Origin of the sequence: Paramicrobacterium fandaimingii (assembly GCF_011751745.2) — a bacterium.
Lineage (GTDB): Bacteria > Actinomycetota > Actinomycetes > Actinomycetales > Microbacteriaceae > Paramicrobacterium > Paramicrobacterium fandaimingii.
In genome coordinates, this window is sequence record NZ_CP061170.1 from 411,116 (window position 1) to 434,722 (window position 23,607).

General features: G+C 65.1%; 19 protein-coding genes. 10 read left to right on the forward strand and 9 right to left on the reverse strand.

What is annotated here, in order from left to right; genetic code table 11:
• Positions 1-169: 169 nt before the first annotated feature.
• Positions 170-4,375: a fibronectin type III domain-containing protein gene (locus HCR84_RS02060; RefSeq protein ID WP_166982566.1), complete on the reverse strand. Its 4,206-nt coding sequence runs from the start codon at positions 4,373-4,375 to the stop codon at positions 170-172.
• Positions 4,376-4,671: 296 nt separating this feature from the next.
• On the reverse strand, positions 4,672-5,652 hold the full coding sequence (locus tag HCR84_RS02065; protein ID WP_166982564.1) for an o-succinylbenzoate synthase: 981 nt from the start codon (positions 5,650-5,652) through the stop codon (positions 4,672-4,674).
• Positions 5,653-5,813: 161 nt separating this feature from the next.
• Between HCR84_RS02065 and HCR84_RS02070 the strand changes: the two genes are divergently transcribed.
• The 3 genes from HCR84_RS02070 (at position 5,814) to HCR84_RS02080 (ending at position 9,085) form a co-directional block, all read left to right on the forward strand.
• A complete protein-coding gene (locus tag HCR84_RS02070) occupies positions 5,814-6,716 on the forward strand; it encodes a 1,4-dihydroxy-2-naphthoyl-CoA synthase (RefSeq protein ID WP_166982562.1) in 903 nt (300 codons plus the stop codon).
• A gap of 161 nt (positions 6,717-6,877) precedes the next feature.
• Positions 6,878-8,050, forward strand: a complete 1,173-nt coding sequence (locus tag HCR84_RS02075; protein ID WP_166982560.1) for an AMP-binding protein — start codon at positions 6,878-6,880, stop codon at positions 8,048-8,050.
• Between the two features lie 39 nt (positions 8,051-8,089).
• Complete coding sequence (locus HCR84_RS02080; protein ID WP_235940903.1) at positions 8,090-9,085, forward strand: 1,4-dihydroxy-2-naphthoate polyprenyltransferase; 996 nt, start codon at positions 8,090-8,092, stop codon at positions 9,083-9,085.
• A 36-nt stretch (positions 9,086-9,121) separates the two neighbouring features.
• Here the strand turns inward: HCR84_RS02080 and HCR84_RS02085 are convergent, their stop codons facing one another.
• The gene (locus HCR84_RS02085) at positions 9,122-9,532 is read right to left on the reverse strand and encodes a GNAT family acetyltransferase (RefSeq protein ID WP_166982558.1); all 411 of its coding nucleotides are present in this window, start codon (positions 9,530-9,532) and stop codon (positions 9,122-9,124) included.
• A 32-nt stretch (positions 9,533-9,564) separates the two neighbouring features.
• Complete coding sequence (locus HCR84_RS02090) at positions 9,565-9,918, reverse strand: DUF4229 domain-containing protein (RefSeq protein ID WP_166982556.1); 354 nt, start codon at positions 9,916-9,918, stop codon at positions 9,565-9,567.
• Between the two features lie 87 nt (positions 9,919-10,005).
• Between HCR84_RS02090 and HCR84_RS02095 the strand changes: the two genes are divergently transcribed.
• Together HCR84_RS02095 and menD are read left to right on the forward strand one after the other, a co-directional pair.
• Positions 10,006-10,479 carry a PLD nuclease N-terminal domain-containing protein gene (locus HCR84_RS02095; protein ID WP_166982554.1) on the forward strand — a complete coding sequence of 158 codons (474 nt, stop codon included), beginning with the start codon at positions 10,006-10,008 and terminating at the stop codon, positions 10,477-10,479.
• Positions 10,421-12,298 (forward strand): 2-succinyl-5-enolpyruvyl-6-hydroxy-3-cyclohexene-1-carboxylic-acid synthase, encoded by a 1,878-nt coding sequence (gene menD, locus HCR84_RS02100; RefSeq protein WP_244972550.1) that lies wholly within the window; start codon positions 10,421-10,423, stop codon positions 12,296-12,298. Before HCR84_RS02095 ends, menD begins: the two co-directional genes overlap by 59 nt.
• 18 nt (positions 12,299-12,316) lie before the next feature.
• Here the strand turns inward: menD and HCR84_RS02105 are convergent, their stop codons facing one another.
• The gene (locus HCR84_RS02105) at positions 12,317-13,591 is read right to left on the reverse strand and encodes an isochorismate synthase (protein ID WP_166982552.1); all 1,275 of its coding nucleotides are present in this window, start codon (positions 13,589-13,591) and stop codon (positions 12,317-12,319) included.
• A gap of 63 nt (positions 13,592-13,654) precedes the next feature.
• Between HCR84_RS02105 and HCR84_RS02110 the strand changes: the two genes are divergently transcribed.
• From HCR84_RS02110 to HCR84_RS02120, 3 genes are all read left to right on the forward strand, one after another.
• On the forward strand, positions 13,655-14,365 hold the full coding sequence (locus HCR84_RS02110; protein ID WP_166982550.1) for a demethylmenaquinone methyltransferase: 711 nt from the start codon (positions 13,655-13,657) through the stop codon (positions 14,363-14,365).
• Between the two features lie 113 nt (positions 14,366-14,478).
• Positions 14,479-15,480, forward strand: a complete 1,002-nt coding sequence (locus HCR84_RS02115; RefSeq protein ID WP_166983235.1) for a polyprenyl synthetase family protein — start codon at positions 14,479-14,481, stop codon at positions 15,478-15,480.
• Positions 15,481-15,521: 41 nt separating this feature from the next.
• Positions 15,522-16,880: an FAD-dependent oxidoreductase gene (locus HCR84_RS02120; RefSeq protein ID WP_166982548.1), complete on the forward strand. Its 1,359-nt coding sequence runs from the start codon at positions 15,522-15,524 to the stop codon at positions 16,878-16,880.
• Positions 16,881-16,909: 29 nt separating this feature from the next.
• On the opposite strand, the gene HCR84_RS02125 is transcribed toward HCR84_RS02120, so the two are convergent.
• On the reverse strand, positions 16,910-17,959 hold the full coding sequence (locus HCR84_RS02125; protein ID WP_166982546.1) for an NAD(P)-dependent alcohol dehydrogenase: 1,050 nt from the start codon (positions 17,957-17,959) through the stop codon (positions 16,910-16,912).
• Between the two features lie 91 nt (positions 17,960-18,050).
• On the opposite strand from HCR84_RS02125, the gene HCR84_RS02130 reads away from it, so the two are divergent.
• Both HCR84_RS02130 and HCR84_RS02135 read left to right on the forward strand, forming a co-directional pair.
• Positions 18,051-18,638 (forward strand): TetR/AcrR family transcriptional regulator, encoded by a 588-nt coding sequence (locus HCR84_RS02130; protein ID WP_166982544.1) that lies wholly within the window; start codon positions 18,051-18,053, stop codon positions 18,636-18,638.
• A 174-nt stretch (positions 18,639-18,812) separates the two neighbouring features.
• On the forward strand, positions 18,813-19,805 hold the full coding sequence (locus HCR84_RS02135) for an alpha/beta hydrolase (protein ID WP_166982542.1): 993 nt from the start codon (positions 18,813-18,815) through the stop codon (positions 19,803-19,805).
• A 109-nt stretch (positions 19,806-19,914) separates the two neighbouring features.
• Here the strand turns inward: HCR84_RS02135 and HCR84_RS02140 are convergent, their stop codons facing one another.
• The 3 genes from HCR84_RS02140 to HCR84_RS02150 all read right to left on the reverse strand — a co-directional run bounded on the left by HCR84_RS02140 (position 19,915) and on the right by HCR84_RS02150 (position 23,567).
• Complete coding sequence (locus HCR84_RS02140; RefSeq protein WP_166982540.1) at positions 19,915-20,502, reverse strand: TetR/AcrR family transcriptional regulator; 588 nt, start codon at positions 20,500-20,502, stop codon at positions 19,915-19,917.
• Positions 20,503-20,506: 4 nt separating this feature from the next.
• A complete protein-coding gene (locus tag HCR84_RS02145; protein ID WP_244972551.1) occupies positions 20,507-21,943 on the reverse strand; it encodes a DHA2 family efflux MFS transporter permease subunit in 1,437 nt (478 codons plus the stop codon).
• A gap of 133 nt (positions 21,944-22,076) precedes the next feature.
• A complete protein-coding gene (locus HCR84_RS02150; RefSeq protein ID WP_166982538.1) occupies positions 22,077-23,567 on the reverse strand; it encodes a PucR family transcriptional regulator in 1,491 nt (496 codons plus the stop codon).
• Between the last annotated feature and the right edge of the window lie 40 nt (positions 23,568-23,607).

Genomic DNA, 23,607 nt, shown 5'->3' on the forward strand with positions numbered 1-23,607 from the left:
GTGTGAATCACCACGCCTTCATCTGTCAAAGATGGCTTGCAGCGCGCCCGCTGGGAGCCATCTTTGACATCTGAATCATTGTCAGCGGGCGTAGCAGCGGCGGATGCCCCACGTCGACGAAACAGTGGGCGGGACTCTGAGAGTCCCGCCCACTGTGCTCGACTGTGGTTTACGCCCCGATGCGTGCGAACTGCGCAGTGATCGGGTCCCAATCCTCCTTCTCTGCAGACGTTGACTTGTCGGCTGAATAGGGTTCCGTCGCGACATCGAGCATTGCCGGATCCTGCGGGAGAGATCCGATCGCCGACTGCCCGAACGTGCTGAGCAGCATTACGCCGATGCCGTTCGCTTCGACAGCATCCCGTGTCGTGCCCAGCGCCGCAAACGGGATCTTCATCTCGTAGACGGTGTCTTGCATCGTGTCGTGTGCTGTGTCGAGAAAGTCGATGAATGCACTCGTGTCCGCGAGGTCATCCGGCGTGTATCCCTCGTATCCGTTGGCGTCGACACCCATGAGCGAGGCGCCGTAGAACCCGTCACCATAGGCATACGAGATCGCCGCTTCGTCGAACCCGACAGCGTTCGCGGGCTCGTAGTCGAAAGCACCGGATGCGTTGAGCGAGAACATCGCCGGCTCGCCTACTCCCGGCTTGCTCGAGAACATCGCGAGATGGTCGACCTCATCGTTCGAGAACGTTGAGCGGATGCCCCACACACCCTCTTCCGTGCCATCGATTAGTCCGTCTCCGCCCTCGGCCGTCACGTCGAACGCGAGCGCCTGCGGGATGTCACCGTTGTACGGCTTTCCGTTGTCGCTGATCGGATAGCCCTGCCCAGGGTCGACGACATCCGTGACGTTGGTGAACTGCCACATCAGATACAGAGCGTCGTCGTCCCACGCGCTTGAGAGGGAATACAGGTCATAGACCGGCCCTTCGTGGCTGCCGCGAAAGATGCGCGGGTCGTCATTTGCGACGCCCTGCGCGATCACCATGGCTGGCGTCCACTCCGAGGCGTCACCGTCGACAGTGATCTCGGCGGCTGCTCCGACATTCCCCTCTGGATTCTGCTGGTAATAACCCTCGGAGTAGTCGGTGCCGGTCGGCTCACCGGGGATTCCCGGGTCGCTCTCGCCCTCGATGGTGGCAGACACAGACTCACTCCAGTCCGACGTATTTCCGGAACTGTCGATTGCTTGAACCGTGAATGTGTACGTCGCGCCCGCTGTCAGGTTGTCGAGTGTGAGCGATGGCTTCGTGGCGTCCGTCTTCTTAGTGGCGTCGCCGTCATTCGAGCGCACCGTGTACGACGCCACGGCGGTGTCGTCCGTCGATGGTGTCCATGTCAGGGTGACAGACGTGCCGTCGACGGTGGCTGCGAGCCCGGCGGGGGCAGTCGGGGCCGTGGTGTCATCGTCGCCGCGCGTTGTCGTCGAGACCACATCACTCCAGCCGGACAGGTTCCCTGCAGCATCCATTGCCTGCACTTTGAAGATGTATTCCTCCCCCGGCGTGAGGTTGAAGAAGCCGATCTCCGTCGCCTCGGTGATGATGCCGAGCGTCGCCTCGCCACCACCCGCCTTGATCACGCGATACCCGGCAACGCCGACATTGTCTGTCGCGGCGTTCCACGTGAGCTGAACAGTGTCACCGGATGCTGTGACGGTCAGCCCCGTCGGGGCGGACGGCTTCTCTGAGTCGTCTCCTCCCGTCGTGCCCGGTGTCGTGATCTCGACCGCGTCTGAGGCCAGCGATACGCCGCCATCTTCTGCCGTCGCGGTAACGCTGTACGTGTACGTCGTGCTCTCGCTCACCGACGTGTCAACGTACGACGTGTCAGCGACGTCGGCAGAGACGGTTCCGTCAACGCCACCGGTGCGTGCCACTGTGTACTTCGCGATTCCGGAATCGGCCGTCGATGCGTCCCAGCTCACGGTCACGGCGCCGTTGTCGGCGGTGACGGACACGTTCGCGGGTGTTGTCGGCGTTGTCGCCGGCAGGTCGCACGGTGCGGTTCCGGATACAGATCCGGATGCCACGGCGACCACGTTTCCGCTCACCACGTAGTTCTTTGAGCCGTTGCTGTCCCACTGGCCCGCGCCGTTATTGAACGCGAACGTGGTTCCCGTGGCACCAGAGTCGATGGTGAGGGTGTACCAGCCGTCGCAGGCCTGCTCCATCGGGATGCCCGGAACGGTTGTCCAGTCTCCTTCACCGACGCGGTAGTGAGCGTAGTAAGCATCCCAGTCCTTGTCGGCCTTGTAGAAGACCGTCATGTCTTCGCCGACGGGCGGCTCATCGGAGCACGGGTCAGCACTGGTAATGGCACCGTCAGCGATCGCTTGCACCCCAGACGTCAGAGCGAAGTTCTTGTCTCCGTTGTTGTCCCAGCTGCCAGAACCGTTGGTGAACGCAGCCGTCAAGCCGTCTGCCGTGCCGAGGTTGATCGTTGCTCCGTACCAGCCATTGCAGCGCTCCTGCATCTTTTCTCCTGGAGCCGTTGTCCATTCGCCATCGCCCACCTGGTAGTGAATGTAGAAATCACTCCAGGTGCCGTTGTCGTGGTAGAAGACCTCTGTGGAGGCATCCGGTGACGTCTCACCCGTGGTGACGGATGCCGCGCTGCTTGGCTTCGACGTGTTGGCGCCGTCGGTCGCGGTGACGGTGTACTGATATTCGGTGTCCGGATCGAGCCCGCTATCGGTGATGGATGTCGACGATCCGGGTGCGGTGAGCGTCGTTTCGCCGTCTGCGCCAGAGCGGGTGATCGTGTAGCCCGTGACAGCGCAGTCGTCGGTGGATGCTGTCCAGCTCACCGTCACGTTCGTGCCGTCAGCGCTCGCCTCGACGTTCGTCGGGGTGGTCGGCGCCGCAGTGTCTGCGCACTCTTGGCCGGCTTTCGCGCCCGCGTGGATCGCGACGGCGCCGTTCGACGGTACGGTCGCCGTGAACGCTCCGCCCGAGACCGTGATGGTGTCGCCGGACCAGCTGTCACCGTCGCGCGTCGCCTGAATCACGTTGTAATACGTGCCATCGGGAAGCCCGGTCTCGAACGTGCGAGTCAGCTCGCTACCGCCCCGGTTGATCGCCACGGTGCCCTTGTCACCGCGGCTGAACGCGATGGCGCTGCTGCCGTTCGTCCACTTCTTGGTGATGTCGGTGCCGTACGTCTCGGTGCGGAATCCGACCATGTTGGTGATCTCGTTCTCTGCGTGCTCGCATGTCCACACGGAGCCTGAGCCGCAGGTGGGGTCGATGACCTCTCCGGATGCTGTCTGGGGAGGACCGGCATCGAAGTTGCTGAACTCGAAGCCCGACTGAATGGACGGCGAGCCGTAGTTCCACGCGAGCGTGAAGATCTGCGCGAGGTCGTAGACATCGCCGTCCTTATAGCTCAGCGTCTGGCCGTTGCGCTCGGTGTCGTGGTTGTCGACGAAGACTCCGGCGTCGGCGCTGCTGAGAAATCCGTCCCAGGTTTCGCCAATGCCTTTCCCCTCGATCAGCCAGTCAATCGTTCCACCGCCGAACGCTTCGTTGAGTTTGCGAGCGTACGCGAACTCGTGGATGTCTCCCATGCCGAGGTACTCTTCCGGCTGAATCGGCTCGTTGGCACGAATGACCTCCTGCACGATGTACAAATCGTCTTTGTTCTTGACCTTCGACATGATGCCGCGCAGGTCATCGGCAGCAATGTGCTTGACGGCGTCGATGCGGAATCCGGCTGCACCAAGGTCGACGAGGTGGTTGAGATAGTCAGCAATGGTCTGCTGAACGTAGGCCGAACCCGTGTCGAGGTCAGCGAGGTTCACGAGGTTGCAATTCTGCACTTCGTCACGATCTTGATAGTTCGAGATATCCCGGCGGCAGTCATGGAAGTCATTGTCGCTGTACAGACCGGAATAGTTGTAGTGCCCGTACGAGCTTCCTGCCCAGCCTGTTCCGCCGTCTGAGTCGCCGCTCATGTGGTTGATCACGGCATCCACGATCACTTCGACACCCGCGGCATTGCACGTGGCGATCATGTCCTTGAACTCTTCTGCGGTGCCCAGCCGTGACTCGAGCTTGTAGCTCACCGGCTGATAGTACGTCCACCATTGACTCCCGACGACGTGCTCCTGCGGGGGAGACGTCTGCACGTAGCCGTAGCCGGCAGGGCCGAGCGTATTCGTGCATTCGCGTGCAATGGCATTCCACGTCCACGAGAACATGACGGCCGTCACGTCCTTCGGACCGGGAGCGGAAGCGTGGGCCTTTTGCGGTGGAACGATCGCGACGAGAAGTCCAGCGATCAGAAGCCCGACCGTGAGGGCGACCCAGGGTATTCGCCTGCGACGCCCTCCTACTCGGGTGTGTACGTGGGGCGGCACTGTACTCATTGCGGTGCTCCTTTGCATTGTGCGGACACCGCACGCAATGTCAGCGTGACGTGCGGGCGTGCGGTGATGGCACTCACGGTAGAGCGCACAACGATTTAATGCAAGCGTTTACATAAAGATGGAAATGCTACAAAAACAGCGAACTGTTGCGTCCGAAACATCCAGTTCTGGCAACGATCGCCGCAAACACCCTCATGGAAGCGTTTTCAGAAATTCTCCGTATGCCGATTCTGCCGCGGAGCCCGAGGCGATTGCCAGATTCTCCGATTTGCTCTGCCCTTATGTGTGCAAGCCGGTTACAGCAGGGCGTAGCAGCGGCGGATGCGGTCACGCCACCATGCGTCTCGTTCCGGCGACGCGGCGTACTCGCGCAGCATCCGCTCTGATACCTCGATGCGACGCACGTCGATGGCGCCGTCGTGCGCTCGCAGTGGCTGCTCGGTGACGTCGGCGGCAAGCAGTGACGCTGTGCCGAGGCCGCAGTCGTACGGCAGCTCCGGCACCGCGGCGGCCAAGTGCGCGCCGAGCGCGAGGCCGACCGAGGTGTCGAGAGCACTCGAGACGGTGACAGGCAGCCCCGCCTCGCGCACGATATCGAGCGCTCTGGTGATGCCGCCAAGTGGCTGCGCCTTGACGATCAGCAGGTCGGCGGCGCCCGCCCTGGAGACGGCGAGCGGGTCGTCTGCCTTGCGCACTGACTCGTCTGCGGCGATCGGAATGCCCATGTACTTCACGCGTTTGCGCACGTCGGCGAGCTCATCGACCGTGCCGCACGGCTGCTCGACATACTCGATGTCGCACTCGGAAAGCGAGCGGATGGCGTGCTCGGCCTCGTCGACGTTCCAGCCCCCGTTCGCGTCGAGGCGCACGCGGCCCTCTGGCCCCATCAAGCGGCGCACCTCCGCGACCCGCGCGACGTCGTCATCGAGAGTCTGCCCGCGCTCGGCGACTTTTACCTTCACGGTGCGGCATCCGTCGTAGCGTGCCAGCACGCTCTCGACCTGGGTGGCGTCGACCGCCGGCATCGTTGCATTGACCCGGATGCTGTCGCGGCGCAGCGCCGGCAGCTCACCCCAGCCGAACTCGATGCCCGCGCGCAACCACGTCGCCGCCTCGGCATCCTCGTACTCGGTGAACGGAGAGAACTCGGTGGCGCCCCGCGGCCCGCTGAAGATCACGGCCTCGCGCTGGGTGATTCCCCGAAACTGCGTTGTCAGCGGCAGAGAGACAACGCGGGCTGAGGCGAGAAGCTCGTCGAGCGGCGGCAGTGCATCCATGTGCCCATTGTGCACCGCGTGAGCGTGCAGGTATTCGGACTTCTGACGTGTCGGGCGGTGTGTCGTGCATCAACACGCCGTGGTCGGGCCGAAAGTTCCGAATGCCTGAACCATGTGTGCGCAACTCTCGTCGGCATCCGCGTCCCAACTACGATTGAGGCATGACGGTGTCTGAGATCTTTGACGAGTCCGAGTGGCAGACGGTTGAGGGCTTCGAGCAGCTCACCGACATTACCTATCACCACACGCACGATGGGCGCGTGGCGCGCGTGGCCTTCGACCGCCCCGAGGTGCGCAACGCTTTTCGGCCGCACACGGTCGACGAGCTCTACCGGGCACTCGAGCACGCGCGCACGACGTCGACGATCGGCGTGGTGCTGCTCACGGGCAACGGGCCAAGCTCGAAAGACGGCGGCTGGGCGTTCTGCTCGGGTGGCGACCAGCGCATCCGCGGCCGCGACGGCTACAAGTACTCCGATGCCGACACCTCCGAGGGCATCGACCCGGCGCGCTCGGGGCGGCTGCACATTCTCGAGGTGCAGCGACTCATTCGCTTCATGCCCAAGGTTGTGATCGCCGTCGTTCCCGGCTGGGCGGCCGGCGGCGGGCACTCGCTGCACGTCATATGCGACCTCACGATCGCGAGCGAGCGGGCGAAGTTCAAACAGACGGATGCCGATGTCGGCTCCTTCGACGCTGGCTACGGGTCCGCCTACTTCGCGCGCCAGATCGGGCAGAAGTTCGCGCGCGAGGTGTTCTTTCTCGCCGGAACATACACGGCCCAGCGCGCCTACGAGATGGGCGCTGTCAACGCTGTCGTTCCGCACGCCGAACTCGAAGCCGAGGCGCTGCGGTGGGCTCGCCGCATCCTCACAAAATCGCCGACGGCGATTCGGATGCTGAAATTCGCGTTCAATGCAGTCGACGACGGTCTTGTCGGGCAACAGGTCTTCGCGGGGGAGGCGACGCGTCTCGCCTACGGCACAGACGAGGCTGTGGAGGGGCGCGACGCCTTCCTTGAGAAGCGTGATCCCGACTGGTCGCCGTACCCCTGGCAGTACTGACGGCCGCCCCGCAGCGGGCGTGCCGTGCAGCACCCAGTCGGCGTCAGCAACGCGTGCCGCTTCTGGCCATTAAGACCGAGTAGAGGTGGCAAGAAGTGGCACACGACAGGGCAGGGGTCGCGACACGTGAAAGTGCGGAGTGCGAGACGTAGACTCGGGTCATGACGCGCAGTCTCGTCGCTGTTTCAGCATCCGATCCGCTCGAAGTCATGAGCGCACTGCGTGGCGCCCTTGATCGCTCGGGCCCCGCGCTGCTGCCGCTTGCGGCCGAGTCCACGCACGAGGACGCCCCGCTCGCCGCCCACCTCGGCGCAGAGCTGCACGAAGCGCCGCAGGCGACGGCCGCCGTCATTCGCACCTCGGGGTCGACGGGCCTGCCCAAGAACGTCGTGCTCAGCGCCGATGCGCTGCTTTCGTCGGCATCCGCGTCGGAGTCGGTCATGGGCGGCCCCGGACAGTGGCTGCTTGCGCTTCCCGCGCACTACGTTGCAGGACTGCAGGTGCTCGTGCGTTCGATCGCCGCAGAGACCACGCCCATCGTGCTGTCGCCTGGCCACTTCGACACCGCCGCGTTCATCGAGGCGAGCAAGCAGCTCACGGGCGAGCGGCACTTCACCTCGCTCGTTCCCGCGCAGCTCATGCGGCTGCTCGAGTCGCGCGCCGGGGTGATGGCCCTGCGCCGTTTCGACGGCATCCTGATCGGGGGGCAGGCCCTTCCCGAACCGATTCGCGATCGCGCGCAGCTGCTCGGCCTGCCGGTGTATCGCACCTATGGTTCGAGCGAGACCTCGGGGGGCTGCGTGTATAACGGGCGACCGCTGCCCGGCATCGAGATGAACATCGTCGACGGGCAGGTGGAGCTGACCGGCCCGACGCTGAGCGATGGCTACCTCGCTGACGACGGCACAATCGATCACACCCGCATGGAGGGCGTCTTTGTCGACCGCGAGGGGCGCCAGTGGTATCGCACCGGTGACCTCGCCACGATCGACGACGACGTGCTCACGGTGCTCGGCCGGGCCGACAACGTGATCGTCTCGGGCGGCGTCAACGTCAATCTCGATCGCGTCGAGCGCATCGTCCACACGCTCGCCGGGCTTGAAGACGCCGTTGTCGTCGGTGCCGCGGACGATCGCTGGGGGCACGTTCCCGTTGTGATCACCGATGTCTCGGGTGCCCGCCTCGATGCGGTTCAGGATGCTGTCTCGCGGCAGCTCGGCAAGCCAGCACGACCCGATCGCATCGTCACTGTCGCCGCCGTTCCCCGGCTCGCTTCGGGCAAGCCCGACCGCCAGGCTGTGGCCCGCGCGATCGCGGAGCGCACGCTGCCATAGCGATCTTTAGTAAAGTTGCCGCGGAGCAGGAGGTCATTCGTGGCAGCACAGCGCAAGAGCACGTCGAAGACACGTCAGGGTACGACGATCCCCGTCGCCCGAAAAGGCGGGGGCAAGAGCGGCAACCCGGCGGCACGGCCGCTGCAGCACATCAAGCCGGCGACGGCGGGTGATTGGATTCGCGCCGCCCGCATTCCAACGCTGCCGATGTCGATCGCGCCGGTGCTTGTGGGAACGGGCGCTGCGCGCATCGCAGGTGCCCCCGACGAGTTCCACTGGGTGCGGGCGCTGCTCTGCCTCGCCGTCGCGGTCGCCCTGCAGATCGGCGTCAACTTCGCGAACGACTACTCCGACGGCATCCGGGGGACCGATCGGCGTCGCGTCGGCCCCGGCCGTCTCGTGGGCTCGGGCAAGGCACGCCCCAAGAGCGTTCTCACGGCCGCCCTCGTGTTCTTCGGGATCGCTGCCGTGGCTGGTGTGCTCATCACCGTCGCCACGGGGCAGTGGTGGCTGATCGCCGTCGGCGCAGCGTGCATTCTGGCGGCGTGGTTCTACACGGGAGGCAAGCGCCCTTACGGGTACTACGCGCTCGGCGAGATCGTCGTCTTCATCTTCTTCGGGCTCGTCGCAACGCTCGGCACCATGTGGGTGCAGGTGGGGCAGCTCAACCAAGAGGCCTGGTACGGCGCCGTGGGCGTCGGCCTCATCTCGATGTCGGCGATTCTCGTCAACAACCTGCGCGACCGCGAGTCAGACAAACTTGCCCGTAAGCACACGCTCTCGGTGCTGATCGGCGGACTCGCGTCTCGCATTCTCTTCGTCGTGCTGATGCTCGCGCCGTTTGCGATTGCTGCCCTCGTTGCGTTGTTCTACCCGGGGCTGTGGTACGCCGGAGCCGCGCTGCTCGCCGCACTCCCCGCATGCCTCATCGTCATCACGGCACGCACGCCGAAGGAGCTGGTGCTCGCTCTCAAGCTCGTGGGAATCACGCAGCTTCTCTACGGCATCGCGTTCTTTCTCGGCTACTCGTTCTAGACGCACCGGGGGGTCGCGATGTGCGCGCCCTCCGGGTCAGTCGAGGCGTTTGCCGAGCACAACGACGTCTGAGCGTTCGTAGCCGAGACGGTCATAGAACGAGCGAACGTCGCTGTTCTCACTGCGCACCATGAGCTGGATTTTGGGAATGCCGTGGTCGCGAACCCACTCCTCGCACGCGGACATGAGCCGTGCGCCGAGCCCGCGTCCGCGACACCGTTCGGTAACGGCGAGCGAATACACCCATCCGCGGTGGCCGTCGTGCCCGACCATGGCCGTCGCGACGACCCCGGCGTCGTCGGCGATGGCAAGCACCGTCGAGTCGGGCCCACGCAGTGCGCGCCGGCAGTCGGCGTGGGCGTCGTTCCACGGGCGGGTCAGACCGGCCTCGGTCCAGAGTGCAACGGCATCCGGAATCTGCTGGTCAGTGAGAGGCGCGACGTTCATCGCTCAATGCTAGCGAGGTGCGGATGCTGGAGTCAGCGCGATGTGGCGTCGCCGTCAACGTGATCGCTGTGTTCCGCGTTCTGCGCCGCATCGGGCTCGGGATGCTGCGGGTGCTCGCTGTGCTCGATGACCTCATCTTCGGCCTCTTCGTCCGTCGGCGTCTCGTGCGGCCCGGCATCCGCGCCCGTGCGCTTGTTGTGAATCGCCACGGCAACCTGCTCGCGCGGGCGTCGAAGGAAGATCAGTGAGATCGCAAAACCGATGAGTGCCGCAACGATCGCAGAGAACCACTCGTTGAAGCCGAGCAGCAGCAGAATCGCCAAAGGGACGAAGAACGTCAGAAGGCGAAGAATCGTGTAGATGACGGCAGGGGGAATGCGTTTCACAAGAGAATTCTAGGTTGTGTCGGCTGTCTGAGCGCTGGATGCCGTCATGCCCAGTGCATTAACCGTCTGGGCAGATACCATTGGTGCATGGCACGCCTGCTCTTCATCTTGATTCCGGTGATCGTGGCGATCACGATCTACTCGGTCGTTGATTGCGCCATCATCGACAATCGGCGCGTCAGGGGACTGTCGAAGCCGGTGTGGATCGTCGTGATCCTTGTGCTTCCGGTGATCGGCCTGCTGCTGTGGTACTTCATCGGTCGCGGCGGCGCCGAACTGGCGCGCGATGTGGCGCCTGATGACGACCCCTCGTTCATCGGTGAGCTGCATACAGACAGCGTGCAAGACGACCGCATTCGTCAGCTTGAAGAAGAGCTCGCCGCTCTCGACGCCGAAGAAGAGATCATTCGTCCGCGCGACGAAAAGAAGAAGCGGCAGGATGCTGCTGAGGCAGAGAAGCGCAAGCGCGACAAAGACGCGGTAGACAAGGATCTGCCAAACGATGACGGTCACCCCACAGACCACGGCCACGGAACTGGGTCGAACAACACGGATGCCTGACGAGTCATCGTCGACCGCCGGGTCGTCGCGCAGACTCGACGCTGACGCCGACGGCATCCATTTCGCCGACGCCGCGCCGGCTACCGCGTATGCGACGGCGCTGCTGCTCGGCCTCGCAGCTCGCGGCCTCACCGATATCGTCATCTGCCCCGGCTCGCGGTCGCAGGCGCTCGCGCTCGCGGCTGCGGCGCTCGACGACGCGGGGATGCTGCGTGTTCACGTGCGCATCGACGAGCGCTCTGCCGCGTTCTTCGCTCTCGGGCTCGGTGTCGAGACGGGGCGTGCAGCAGCCGTCGTAACGACGAGCGGGTCCGCCGTCGCCCACCTGCACCCCGCCGTGCTCGAGGCACATCACTCGGGCGTGCCGCTGCTTGTGCTCAGCGCCGACCGGCCCGCGGAGCTGCGAGGCATTCGCAGCAATCAGACGACAGTGCAGCCGGGCATCTTCGGGGGCGCCGTCCGGTTCGAGCGTGATGTCGCAGCGCCGACGGGTGCTGCGGGTGAGGCAGCGAGCGCCGAGACGCTTGCGGGCGAAGCGATGCGGTCGGCGAACGGCCGCGGCATCGCCGGGCCGGGCCCCGTGCATCTGAACATCGCCTTCCGCGAGCCTCTGTCATCGGCGCTGACCGCCGCCGAGCTGTCAGACGCCGCCCAAACGCGTGCCACTTTTGGCGACTCTGTGAGCGTCGAAGCAGCAGAAAGTGGCACACGAGCGGGCAGCACAGCCCGGCCGCACGTCGTTGCCCGGCTGAAGCGCCCGAGCGCCGTGCTCGAGCGCGGCCCGCGCACCGTCGTGATCGCGGGGCACGCGGCAGGGGCGGATGCCGAAGAGCTCGCTCATGCGGGGTCGTGGCCGCTCATCGCCGAGGTCACGAGCGGCGCACGTTTCGGCCGCAACCTTGCTGCTCCCTACCGCGAGTTGCTGAACGATCCGCAGCTCGGCGGTCGCGTGGAGCGCGCCGTCGTGTTCGGGCATCCGACCCTCAGTCGCGAGGTTCCGGCGCTTCTGCTCCGCGATGACGTCGATGTGATCGTCGTCGCGCCCACCGGCATCGAGACGTACAACCCTGGCCGCCGAGCACGCGTCGTCGCGACAGCATCCGTTGCCGACGGCGATGCCGATCGCGACTGGCTCGGCTCGTGGGTCGTCGCGTCGCGCCAGCTCGTCGCCGCGGCCGACCGCGACTCGGCGCCCTCGCTCGACGACGGCCACTCGCACGACCCGGCCGCGCGCGCTCGCTTCGCTCGGGCAGAGTTCGCCGCTGTGCGCGCTCCCGTCGACCGGCGGATGCTGGTGGAGGAGCTCTGGCGTGCGACGTGGCCGCACGACCGCCTCGTGCTGGCGGCATCCCGCCTCATTCGCGTCGCCGATGCGTTTGTCTCGGGCAAGAAGATTCCGGTGCACGCAAACCGCGGGCTCGCGGGCATCGACGGCACAGTCGCCACGGCCCACGGCATCGCGAGCGCACAGCAGCGAGACGGGATGCCCGGGATCACACGGGTGCTCGTTGGAGACCTCGCTCTGCTGCACGATATCGGCTCGCTGCTGGGCGGGCACGGCGAGGCGTGGCCACGCATGCAGGTGATTGTGGGCAACGACGGCGGCGGAACGATCTTCGACGGGCTCGAGGTTGCGCATGCCGCGCAGCGCGACGTCTTCGATCGAGTGCAGTACACACCGCACGGCGTCGACGTGGCCGCACTGGCGAAGGCCTACGGCTGGGAGCACGTGCGTGCGACACATCGCTCCGACCTCGACAAGGCGCTCACGACTGCCCGTGAGTCCCCGGTGATCATCGAGGTTCCGCTCGAACGCTGATGCGCCAGCGCCGAATCGTCAGCCCTCGAGGGCGTCAATCACCGGACGGAATTTGATGCGCGTCTCCATGAGCTCGTTCTCTGGCACCGATTCGCCCACAACGCCGCAGCCCGCGTACGCGGTGATGGTGTCGCCGTCGAGCTGCGCACACCGCAGCGCGATCGCCCACTCGCCGTCGCCGTCGGCGCCGACCCACCCAACCGGCCCCGCGTAGCGCCCGCGGTCGAATGGTTCGAGGTCGTCGATCATTGCGACCGCATCGGGCGTTGGGGCTCCGGCGACGGCCGCTGTCGGATGCAGCGCCGCAATCAGGTCGAGCGACGATGCGCCGTCGCTCAGCACGCCCTCGATGTCGGTGGCGAGGTGCCACAGGTTCGGCAGCTTGAGGGTGAAGGGAACCTCGGTCGCGGCGAGATGCGAGGTGTGCGTCTCGAGGGAGCGAACGACGCTCTGCACCGCGAATTCGTGCTCGTCGTTGTCTTTCTGCGATGTCGCGAGAGCAACGCTTGCCTGCTCATCGGCTTCGGGACCATCGCCGCGCGCTGTCGTGCCCGCGAGCACCCGCGCGGTCACGCCGCCCTGCGTCACACTCACGAGCGTCTCAGGGCTCGACCCGATCAGCCCGTCAACGACGTACGTCCAGCAGTCCGGGTAGCCCTGCGCCAAGTCGGTGGCGAAGCGCCGCACGTCGCTGCCCGCGGGAACCGAACCCACGAGATCGCGAGCGAGAACAACCTTCTCGAGCTCGCCCTCGCGAATGCGGCGCACGCCCTCGGCAACATGCAGCTTGTAAGACTCAGAAGACTCCTGGCCCTCGAGAAAGTCGACGGCGAAGGGCTCGCCGATGGGTGTCGCCTCGGCAGCTGCTGCTTCGGAAGCATCCGTCATTCCACCCCGCCCGGTGTCGAGCTCGTCACCCTCGCGGCGAATGTGAGTGACCCAGTGGCGCCCGCTTCGACGGCCGATGATCGTCTGCGGAACGATGAGCACGCTTGTCGTCGTGGACAGCGACGAGAAAGCGAATGCTCCGAAGGCGACGAGGCCGGTCCCCGGAACGCCAACGCGGTCTGAGACCCGGGCGGATGCCGCGAGGCGCCGCCACGCGGCGGCAGCATCGGTCATGCGGGTCTCGCCCGTGAATTCGAGGCGGAGGGCTTCGCCGATTCCGACGATGCCCGTGCCCTTGCGGAGCCAGACGAGGGGATCGGATTCGGACGTGTGGGGGATGAGGAGGGACACATCGCCGACGGGGGTGGTGTCGACGACAAGCCGCGGCGTGTCGGGGTTGGTCACGAACCAAGCCTACGCCGCGCTTGCTGTGGGAATCGTTCAGCAATGCCCACCTAAACTGGAGAAATGAGCAAGAGCGCAGATCTCGAAAAGCAGCCCGAGCAGGTGTCGGCGATGTTCGATGAGGTCGCTGAACGCTACGACCTCACGAATGACGTGCTCTCGGCGGGAAACGACAGGCTCTGGCGGGTCGCACTGCGCCGTGCCGTCGATCCGCTTCCGGGGGACCGCGTGCTCGATCTCGCGGCAGGCACAGGAACATCGAGCGCCGCTCTCGCAGCGACCGGGGCCACCGTCGTCGCCGCCGATTTCTCCGCGGGAATGATCGCCGAGGGCAAACGCCGCTTCGGCCACCTGCCCAACGTCGACTTCGTCGAGGCAGACGCGACGAATCTTCCTTTCGCCGACGACGAATTCGACGCAGTCACCATCTCGTTCGGCCTGCGCAACGTCGTCGACCCGAAGAAGGCGCTCGCTGAAATGCTGCGGGTGACGAAGCCGGGCGGACGCCTTGTCGTGTGCGAATTCTCCACGCCTCCCACGGCGCTCGTGCGCAGCGCCTACAACCTCTACATCGCCAGGATCATGCCCCTCATCGTGCGCGTCGTCAGTTCCAACTCCGAGGCATACACCTACCTCAATGAGTCGATCCGCGCGTGGCCAGACCAGAAGGGGCTGGCGCGATGGCTGCGCGAGGCCGGGTGGGCACATGTCGAGCATCGCAACCTCACCGCGGGAATCGCGGCGATGCACCGCGCGTTCAAGCCCGGTGGGTAGCGGCATCCGGTATCGCGACCGCGGCGCCCGAGGACGGATAGGGTAGTGGGGTGGATGTGAGCACGACCCCTCGCGACACGCGACTGTCGCAGCAGCTGGGCCTAACCGAGCGCATGATGATGAGCCCGGCGATGCGCCGTGTCATCGGCGAGATCGACGACGGACTCATCGAGATCGAGCGTCAGCTGATCGGCGACCTCGAATTCACCGATTCAGTCGCGGATGCGTCCGGCCGCTACCTTCTCGAGGCCGGCGGCAAACGGGTGCGCCCCATGCTCATTCTGCTGGCGGCGCAGCTCGGCGACGGCAACACGCAGAATGTCTATGATGCCGCGAAGGCGATTGAGATCACTCACCTCGCGTCGCTGTACCACGACGACGTCATGGACCACGCAGACCGTCGCCGCGGTGTGCCGAGCGCCCACACGGTGTGGGGAAACTCGGTGGCGATTCTCACGGGAGACCTGCTGTTCGCTCGTGCGAGCCAGCTGATGGCGAATCTCGGCGAGAAGGCAATCCGCCTGCAGGCCGACACCTTTGAGCGCCTCGTTCTCGGGCAGCTGCACGAGACGGTCGGCCCCGAGAACGGCGAAGACGAAGAGAAGCACTACATCCAGGTGCTTGCTGACAAGACCGGATCTCTCATCTCGACAGCGGCGCGCGCCGGTGCGATTTTCGCCAATGCCCCTGACGAGCTGCAGGGCCCGCTGCGTGAATACGGAGAGAAGATCGGCGTGGCCTTTCAACTCGTCGATGACGTGATCGACCTTTCTCCGCAGCCGGAGCAGACGGGTAAGGTGCCCGGAACAGACCTGCGCCAGGGCGTCGCAACCCTGCCCATGATCTACCTGCGCCAGAGCGCGCAGACGGATTCGGCAGATGCGGACCTCGTGCGACGGATCGATGCGGAGTCGGGCGACCTCGACACCGCGGCATCCGAGTCGTTCACCAAAGCCGTGGCGGAGCTGTACGCACACCCGGTGACGGAGCGCACCCGCGGCGAAGCAAAGAAGTGGGCAGCCGAGGCGATCGCCGCTCTCGACGGTCTGCCCGAGGGGCCCGTGCGAGACGCCCTCAACAGATTTGGCCGCAAGTTGGCCGACAGAGACAAATAAGCACCCGCGTCACCCGCAGCGTGCCCAACCGAAGGAATCATGTGACAAAGCTGAGACTCGCCGTTGTCGGCGCCGGCCCGGCAGGCATCTACGCGTCGGACATTCTCTTGAAGGCCGAACGCAAATTCGAGGTATCGATCGATCTTTTCGAGCAGCTCCCCGCGCCCTACGGGCTCGTGCGCTACGGCGTCGCGCCAGACCACCCGCGCATCAAGGGAATCATCAACGCTCTGCGCGACGTGCTCGATCGCGGCGACATTCGCATTTTCGGCAACGTGCGCTACGGAGAAGACGTCACGCTCGACGACCTCAAGAAGCACTACAACGCTGTCATCTTCGCAACGGGAGCGATTCGCGACCACAGCCTCGAGGTTCCGGGAGTCGAGCTTGAGGGCTCCTACGGGGCAGCGGACTTCGTGAACTGGTACGACGGGCATCCCGACGTGCCACGCGAGTGGCCTCTCGACCAGACGTCCGTCGCTGTCGTCGGCAACGGCAACGTCGCCCTCGATGTGGCGCGCGTTCTCGCGAAGCACGCAGACGACATGCTGCCGACCGAGATTCCCGACAACGTGTACGAGGGGCTCACGTCCTCTCGGGTCACCGACGTGCACGTCTTCGGGCGCCGCGGCCCCGCGCAGGTGAAGTTCACCCCGCTTGAGCTGCGTGAGCTGGGCGAGCTGAACGACGTCGACATGGTGCTGTACGACGAAGACTTCGATTACGACGAAGGCTCGAAGAAGGCGATCTCCAGCAACAAGCAGGTGATGGTGATCGACCGCATCATGACGAAGTGGCGTGAGCGCGAGACCGGCACGGCATCGCGTCGCCTTCACTTGCACTTCTACGCGAAGCCGCTCGAGGTGCTCGACGACGGTCAGGGGAATGTTGCCTCATTCCGGTACGAGCGCACGCGCCCCGATGGCGAGGGCGGAGTTGAAGGAACGGGTGAGATTCGCGAAGTGAAGATCGGCCAGCTGTACCGGGCGATCGGCTACTTCGGCTCTCCACTTGACGGCATCCCCTTCGATAAGAAGCTCGGCATCGTTCCCAATCACGAGGGCCGCGTCATGGATCGCAAGACAAACGAGCAGGTGCACGGCGTCTACGCGACGGGCTGGATCAAGCGTGGCCCCGTCGGTCTGATCGGCCACACCAAGTCGGATGCGATGGAGACCGTGTCTCACATCATCAACGATCAGGGCAGCTGGTGGACTCCTGAGCAGCCGGAGGAGCAGGCGATCGTCGATCTGCTCACCGAGCGCGGCGTTGAATTCACGGATCTCGACGGCTGGCACAATCTGGATTCCCATGAGATCGCGTTGGGCGAGCCGCACGAGCGCGCCCGCATCAAGGTTGTTCCCCGCGACGAGATGCTCCGAGTCTCACGCGGCGAATAGCGCACAGTTCGAGTGCGCTTTCGTCGCGATCACGCGTTCTTCAAATCTGAGAGATCGACGACGAAGCGATAGCGCACGTCATTTCGGGCGAGCCGTTCGAGAGCAGTGTTGATCTGACCAGACGGCAGCACCTCGACGTCGGCCGAAATGTCGTGCTCGCCGCAGAAATCCAACAGCTCCTGGGTGGAGATGCGGCCTCCGCTGCCTGCTGAGCTGAGGCTTTTTCGCCCGATGAGCAGAGCAAGCGCGGTGACGGAGATCTCGCCGAGGTACCCAACAACGCTCAGCGTTCCGTCGAGACCGATCGTGTCGAGGTACGGCTCAACGGCGTGCGGCGCAGAGATCGTGTCGATGATCAGATCGAAGCGGCCTCGTGCCGCCGCCATGGCATGACGATCCGTTGAGATGATGACGTCGGTGGCACCGAGTGCTCGCGCGTCGTCTGCCTTCTGCTGCGATGTCGTGAAGACGGTGACGGATGCTCCGAGCGCTCGAGCCAGCTTGACGGCGAGGTGGCCCAGCCCGCCGAGCCCTGCGACGCCGACCACCGATCCCGGGCCGACGCCGTGGCTCCGCAGCGGCTCCCACACCGTGACGCCCGCGCACATGAGCGGAGCGACGGCCGCAGGGTCGAGGTTCGTGGGCCTCCGGTACACGAAGTTCTCATCGACGACGTATTCTCGCGCGAAGCCGCCGAGTGTCGTCGTTCCATCGACGCGATCGCGGCCACCATACGTCGTGGTGGGAAACTCGCGGCAGAAATTCTCCTGCCCGGCTCGGCACATGTCGCAGGATCCGCACGAATCGACGATGTTGCCGACGGCGACGGCATCGCCGACGCGGAACTCGGCGACGAGCGCCCCGATCTGCGTCACCGTTCCGACGAACTCGTGGCCCGGTACCAGGAGGTCATCGGCTCGAGAGCTCGCGTGCGCGTGCACGGCGTGCAGATCACTGTGGCACACGCCGCAGTGGCTGACGTCGACGGCCACGTCACGGGGGCGCAGCTCTCGCCTCTCGATCGGCCCGGCGACCAGAGTCATCGAGCCGCGGGTTCCGTACGCTGTGGTTGTTCGCATCACGCATCCTTCTTCATAAACAAACTGGTTAGTTGTTAACGTAAGCGTCGGATCCAGAGAGTGCAAACTGACTGGTTGGTACCATTGGGGCATGGTAGAGGCGACGCTGACGGCACGAGGGCTCGCGACGCGACAGCGAATTCTGGATGCCGCGACCGCGGAGTTCGCCGCTCGCGGCATCGCCGGCGCGCGTGTGGATCGCATCGCGGCATCCGCGCGCACGAACAAGGCGCAGCTGTATGCCTACTTCGGCAGCAAGGACGCGCTGTTCGACGTGGTCTTCGACGCGTCGATGCAGCACATGCTCGACGTGGTGCCCATCGCCGCAGATGACCTCGCAGACTGGGCGGTGCGGCTGTACGACGAGTACCTCGAACGTCCAGAGCTCATTCGCCTGGCGACCTGGGCGCGTCTCGAACGACGGCCCGAGGGTCACCTCGCTGCTGACTCCCGACGCGTCGACGACGAGAAGCTTGCCGCGATCGCAGCTGCCCAAGCATCGGGGGTGATCGTCGACGACGTCGACGTATTCGACGTGATGGCTCTGGTCATTGCGATGTCGATGGCATGGTCGCCCGTGAGCAACGTCTATGCGGCAACGCCGGCTGAGTCGGAGCATGTGCACGCCGCTCGACGTGAGTTTCTGCGAGCGTCAGTTGGCCGTGCGATCATGCGGTGATCAAGAAGCCATGGTCGTGGCCGCACACATGAGGGGAAAGCGAACCACGACCATGACCCCTAGAACATGAATAATACTCACCTTTAAGAAAAATAGGTGCCCCCCCATGAGGGGCGCGTCACGACAGCGTCGGCCTGATGCGATCGAGTGCACCGGTTTCGATACGCTGTGACCATGGTGACGTGGGAGCCGGACATCCTCGGAGAGCGCTTCGAGTGCGCCACCCTGCCGCTCACGCCCGACCCGCAGGGCGAGGTTGTCGCAACGCTGGTGCGCACGCGTCGCTCGGCACTGCAGCGCCTCGCGGCATCCGTCAAACCGCTCTCTGACGTTGATGTGCTTTACGTTCACGGCTGGGTCGACTACTTCTTTCAACGTCACGTTGCCGAGGCCTGGGAGGAAACGGGAGCGCGGTTTCACGCCGTCGACCTGAGAAAATATGGGCGGAGTCTTCGCGAGCACGAGACGCCGGGGTACATCAGCGACCTCGACACATACGACGAAGACATCGAGGCCGCGCTCACCGCGATGGGCCACGGCGTGGGGCAGCGCTCGAAACGACGACTGTTCATCATGGCGCACTCAACGGGCGGGCTCACGATGAGCCTGTGGGTGCACCGCCATCCCGGTCGAGCGCACGCGCTCGTGCTCAACAGTCCGTGGCTCGAATTTCAGATCGGCGGAATCGGCCGCGAGGCGTTGACGCCGCTTCTCGAGATCGGAGCGCGAATCACTCCGCTTCGCTCCCTTCCGCACGTAGACTTTGGTTTCTACACGCGGACGATCTCAGACCAGTTCGAGGGGGAATGGCAGATCGATCCGCGATGGCGGCCCGAGAGAGGATTCGCCACCCACACCGCATGGCTCGCCGCCGTCTTCACAGCGCAGCGCAAAGTGGCGACGGGCCTCGACATCGACATCCCCGTGCTGGTGATGCTGTCTGACAGATCGACGATCTCGCGAACCTGGTCGGAGGAGATGCGATCATCGGACATCGTGCTCAATGTCGACGAAGTCGCGCAGCGCGTGCCGCGACTGGGGCGAAACGTCACGCTGGTTCGCATCGAAGGAGCGATGCATGACGTCACCCTGTCGGCGGCTCCCGTGCGGGAACGCGTGCGCTCCGAACTTCGGCGTTGGCTCACCGGGTACGGGCGCTTACGGTGACACCTACTCATGGATGCTGGGGCAGCCGTGCTGAAGGGTGTTCTCCTCGCCCTCCTGGCGTTGCTCGTGCTGCGCGGGCAGCACGTGCTCACCGGAGCCCCGCGGGGCGTCAGCTCCGCTGTGTGATGAGCGGCATCACGATTTCGTCGATGAACTCAACGATCGCGGCGTCTGTCGGCGGGGCGAACGTCATCACATACTCATGGCGGAAGAGCGTGAACGGCAGATCGACGATGCGCGGCGTCAGCGCGCAGGCATCCACCTCGCCCCTCGCGACCGCGCGCTCGAGGATCGCGCTGACCGATGAGGTGCGCGAGCCGAGCATCTCGGCGCGCAGCTCACCCGGCGTCAGCCCGACGTCGTCGAAGTGGCTCGACGCGAGTGCGGTGAGCATGGCGGCAACGGAATTCTCGGGTCCGGCCGCGGAGCGCAGGGCTTCAACGAGGTCATCGCGAACGTTTCCGGTGTCGGGAACCGCGGGAGGCAACGACGCGCCGCGGTGCCTGACCGTCGCACGCAGCAGCTCCTCGCGGTTTCCCCACCGCCGGTAGAGCACGGGCTTGCTCGTGCGGGCGCGCTCGGCGACGGTGTCGAAGGTGAACCGCCCGTAGCCATCGGCGACGAGCTGCTCCCATGCCGCTGTCAGCAGGGCATCTTTGAGTTTTGCCCCGCGTCTGCGCGTCTTGGCAGCGTCCATTCGCCTAGCCCCTCGTCACCGAATCGTCTTTGTCAAGGCTCTCACGGCGAAAGGCGATCGCGGGAACGAGGGCGAGCACGGTGATGCCGATCAGCCACCAGAACGCCGTCTGGAACCCCGCCGTCACGTCTGTGGCGACAGAGTTCTGCAGCACAACGGCAACGACGGCGACGCCGAAGGATGCTCCGATCTGCTGCGTGATGCGGGTGAGCATTGTCGCGTGCGGCATCTCGTTGTGTTCCACATCGGCGTACGCGACCATCATGGGTGCCATGATCACCGCACCGACTCCGAGGCCGCGGACAAACAGGGCGCCGCCCAGCCACCATCCGTCCGTGTCGGCGTCGGCGACAGCGAAGGGAACCGTGGCCAGTGCTGTGACCAGAAAGGCGCCGATCGTGAGCGCTCGTGCTCCGAACTGGGCGGCAAGCTTGCTCGCCACGAGGCGCGCGAGCAGCGCACCGACGCCTTGGGGAACGAGCACGAGCGCAGCGGTCAGGACGCTGTCGCCGCGCACCTGCTGCCAGTAAAGCGGGAGCAGAAACATGCCGGAGAACATCGTGGCACCCGCGGTAAACAGGGTGCCCGATGAGGTGGCAAGCGATCGCAGCCTCAAGAGGGAGATGTCGACGGCGGCACGGCTGCCGCGACGGAGCGCCCAGACGACGAACGCCATAATGAGGGCGACCCCGAGTATCAGCGGCACAAGGACGTCTGTGTGCCAGAACCCGCCGTCAGACGCGACGTTCGAGAGTCCGAGCACGATGCCGACGAGGGAAGGAATCAGAAGGGCGAGCCCCGTGAGATCCACTCGTGTGCGGTGCGCGGCGCGCGGTGCGTCGGGCGCGATCAGCCGCCATGCCATCACGAGCCCGACGGCGACGAGAGGCACGTTGATGAGAAAGAGCGAACGCCAGCCTGCCGAGCTCAACAGAATGCCGCCCAGTACCGGGCCGACAATGGGGCCGAGCGCGAGAGGCACACTGATGGCGGCGATTGTCGTCGCCATCACTTTTGTGCTCGCCTTGCCGATTGCCTGCACAGCGAGAGTCTGCATGAGCGGGAAGATCAAGCCTGCGCCGAAGCCCTGCAGCGCACGAAAGACAATGAGGCTGGTGTCGCTCCAGGCGAACGCGCTGGCAGCCGAGAAGATCACGAAGATCGTGAGCGTCGCCATCCACGCGCGCTTGCCGCCGAACGTGCTCTGAGCCCAGCCGCTGAGGGGTATGGCTGCGACGAGTGCGAGAAGGTACGCGGTCACGACCCACTGGATCGTTGTCGGCGTCGAATGCAGGTCTGTGCTCAGCTTGTCGAGTGCGATCGTGACGATCGTCGTGTCGAGAATGGCGGCGGCACCACCAACGATGAGGGCTGCGAGTGTGCGGACAGCCGCGCGGGGGAGATGTTGTGCGGTGCCGGTGGGCATGGGTGTGGTGGTCATGACGCTCCTTCTATTAGAAACTAGCTGGTATCTAATATAACGCGCATTTCGTGTTTACGATACCAATGAGTGTCTTATAACATCACGTGCCGGTGCACGAGGAAGGGCGGCACGTGATCGGTGAAAGGCTCGGTCAGCGAACGGACGGCACTGCGTTCAGGGCAAGCGTGAGGTCGGCTCGCGTCTGTGCGGACGTGAGATCACGCCCGGTGAGCTCGCCCACTTTCTGAATATGCTTGCGCAGCGTGTGGCGGTGAATGCCGAGGCGTGCCGCCGCGGGATCCCAGGAACCATTGAGCTCGAGCCACGCCCTCAGCGCGTCGATGAGAGTTGTGTGGTGAGCATCATCGTGTTCCACGATGGGGCGCAGCATCGCCTGGGCGAGCGCCCGCGCCGCGTCCGTGTTGAGAACAGCGGCGAATCCGGCATCCGTCACCTCGTTGAAATGGACGACGCCGCCGGCGCGCGATGCGCGGGAGAGCGCAAGGTCGGCCTGCGTCAGGGCCCCCTGCGCCTCGTCGACGGTCGCGGGTGCCGACAGCCCGATGGCGAGGCCGTGGCGATCGCTGAGCGCGACAGCCCATGTTTTCTCTGGGGCGAGCACCACGATGCGTGAACCATCCATGGCTGTGAATACACCGTCAAGCGCCGGGTCAGAGAGCACAGCGTCGCGCGGGGCATCCAGACGTGCCTGGGTGCCCCGAGGCTGAGCGAGAACTCCAATCGAGATTGTTCCCCGGGGGACGCTGTCACCCGCGAGTCGCCTCGCCAGGTCGACGTTGCCGGCGCGCAGGCACTCCAACGCGCCGGTGCGCAGTGACAGGGACGCCTCGGCGAGGGTGCGGCGCCGCTCGAGAGCCATCATCGCGAGCGCGACGACACCCGAGACAACGCTCTGTGCCGGGTGATCGAGAGGTCCTTCGACGGCCAGAACGCCGCGCAGCTCGCCGCCGCGCCCGATGGTCTGCAGCACGACGCCGTCGTCTGTAGACATGGCGGCAGGAATACTGCGCGTGAGGAGCGTGCGCACCTCGGCGTGCACGTCGAGCGGGTCGGCAGCCGTGTGAAGCGCGTCTCCTCGAGCGTCAAACAGTGTGACTGCACGGTTGAGCTGACGAGAGAGTTCGACGATGCTCGAGCGCAGCCCGTCGTCGCGCAGCGCCGCGCCAGAGATCGTGCGCTGGGCATCTGCTGCCCACACGCTTCGCCCGTGCGCTTCGGCGGTGACGAGATCGGCGACGTACCGGGTGATGGCGATGAACGGCGTGCGGTACGGCACATCGAACAGCGGCAGTCCCTCGCGCTCGCACGCGGCGAGAAGCTCAGTCGGAACATCGCGGATCACCCCCGTGGCAAACCCGATGGCGCGGATGCCGAAAGTGGCGAGCCGCGTGACATAGGCGTCGTAGGTGTCGGCAGCCGCTTCGCCAAACTGTCGACCGGTTGTGAGCACGACGTTTCCCTCGGCGAGAAACGGCGTTGGATCGTCGAGATCGGTTCCCGCGACCCACGTGATGGCTCTGTCGAGCGGATGCGTCTCTGAGCCCGTGAGATCGGGCAGGCGGGAAATCAGGTGGAGACCGAGGTCGGTGCGCGACAGCAGTCGGCGAACGGTGATTGTCATGATCTTGCCATTATGTATTGTTTATCGGCTCTCACGCTCC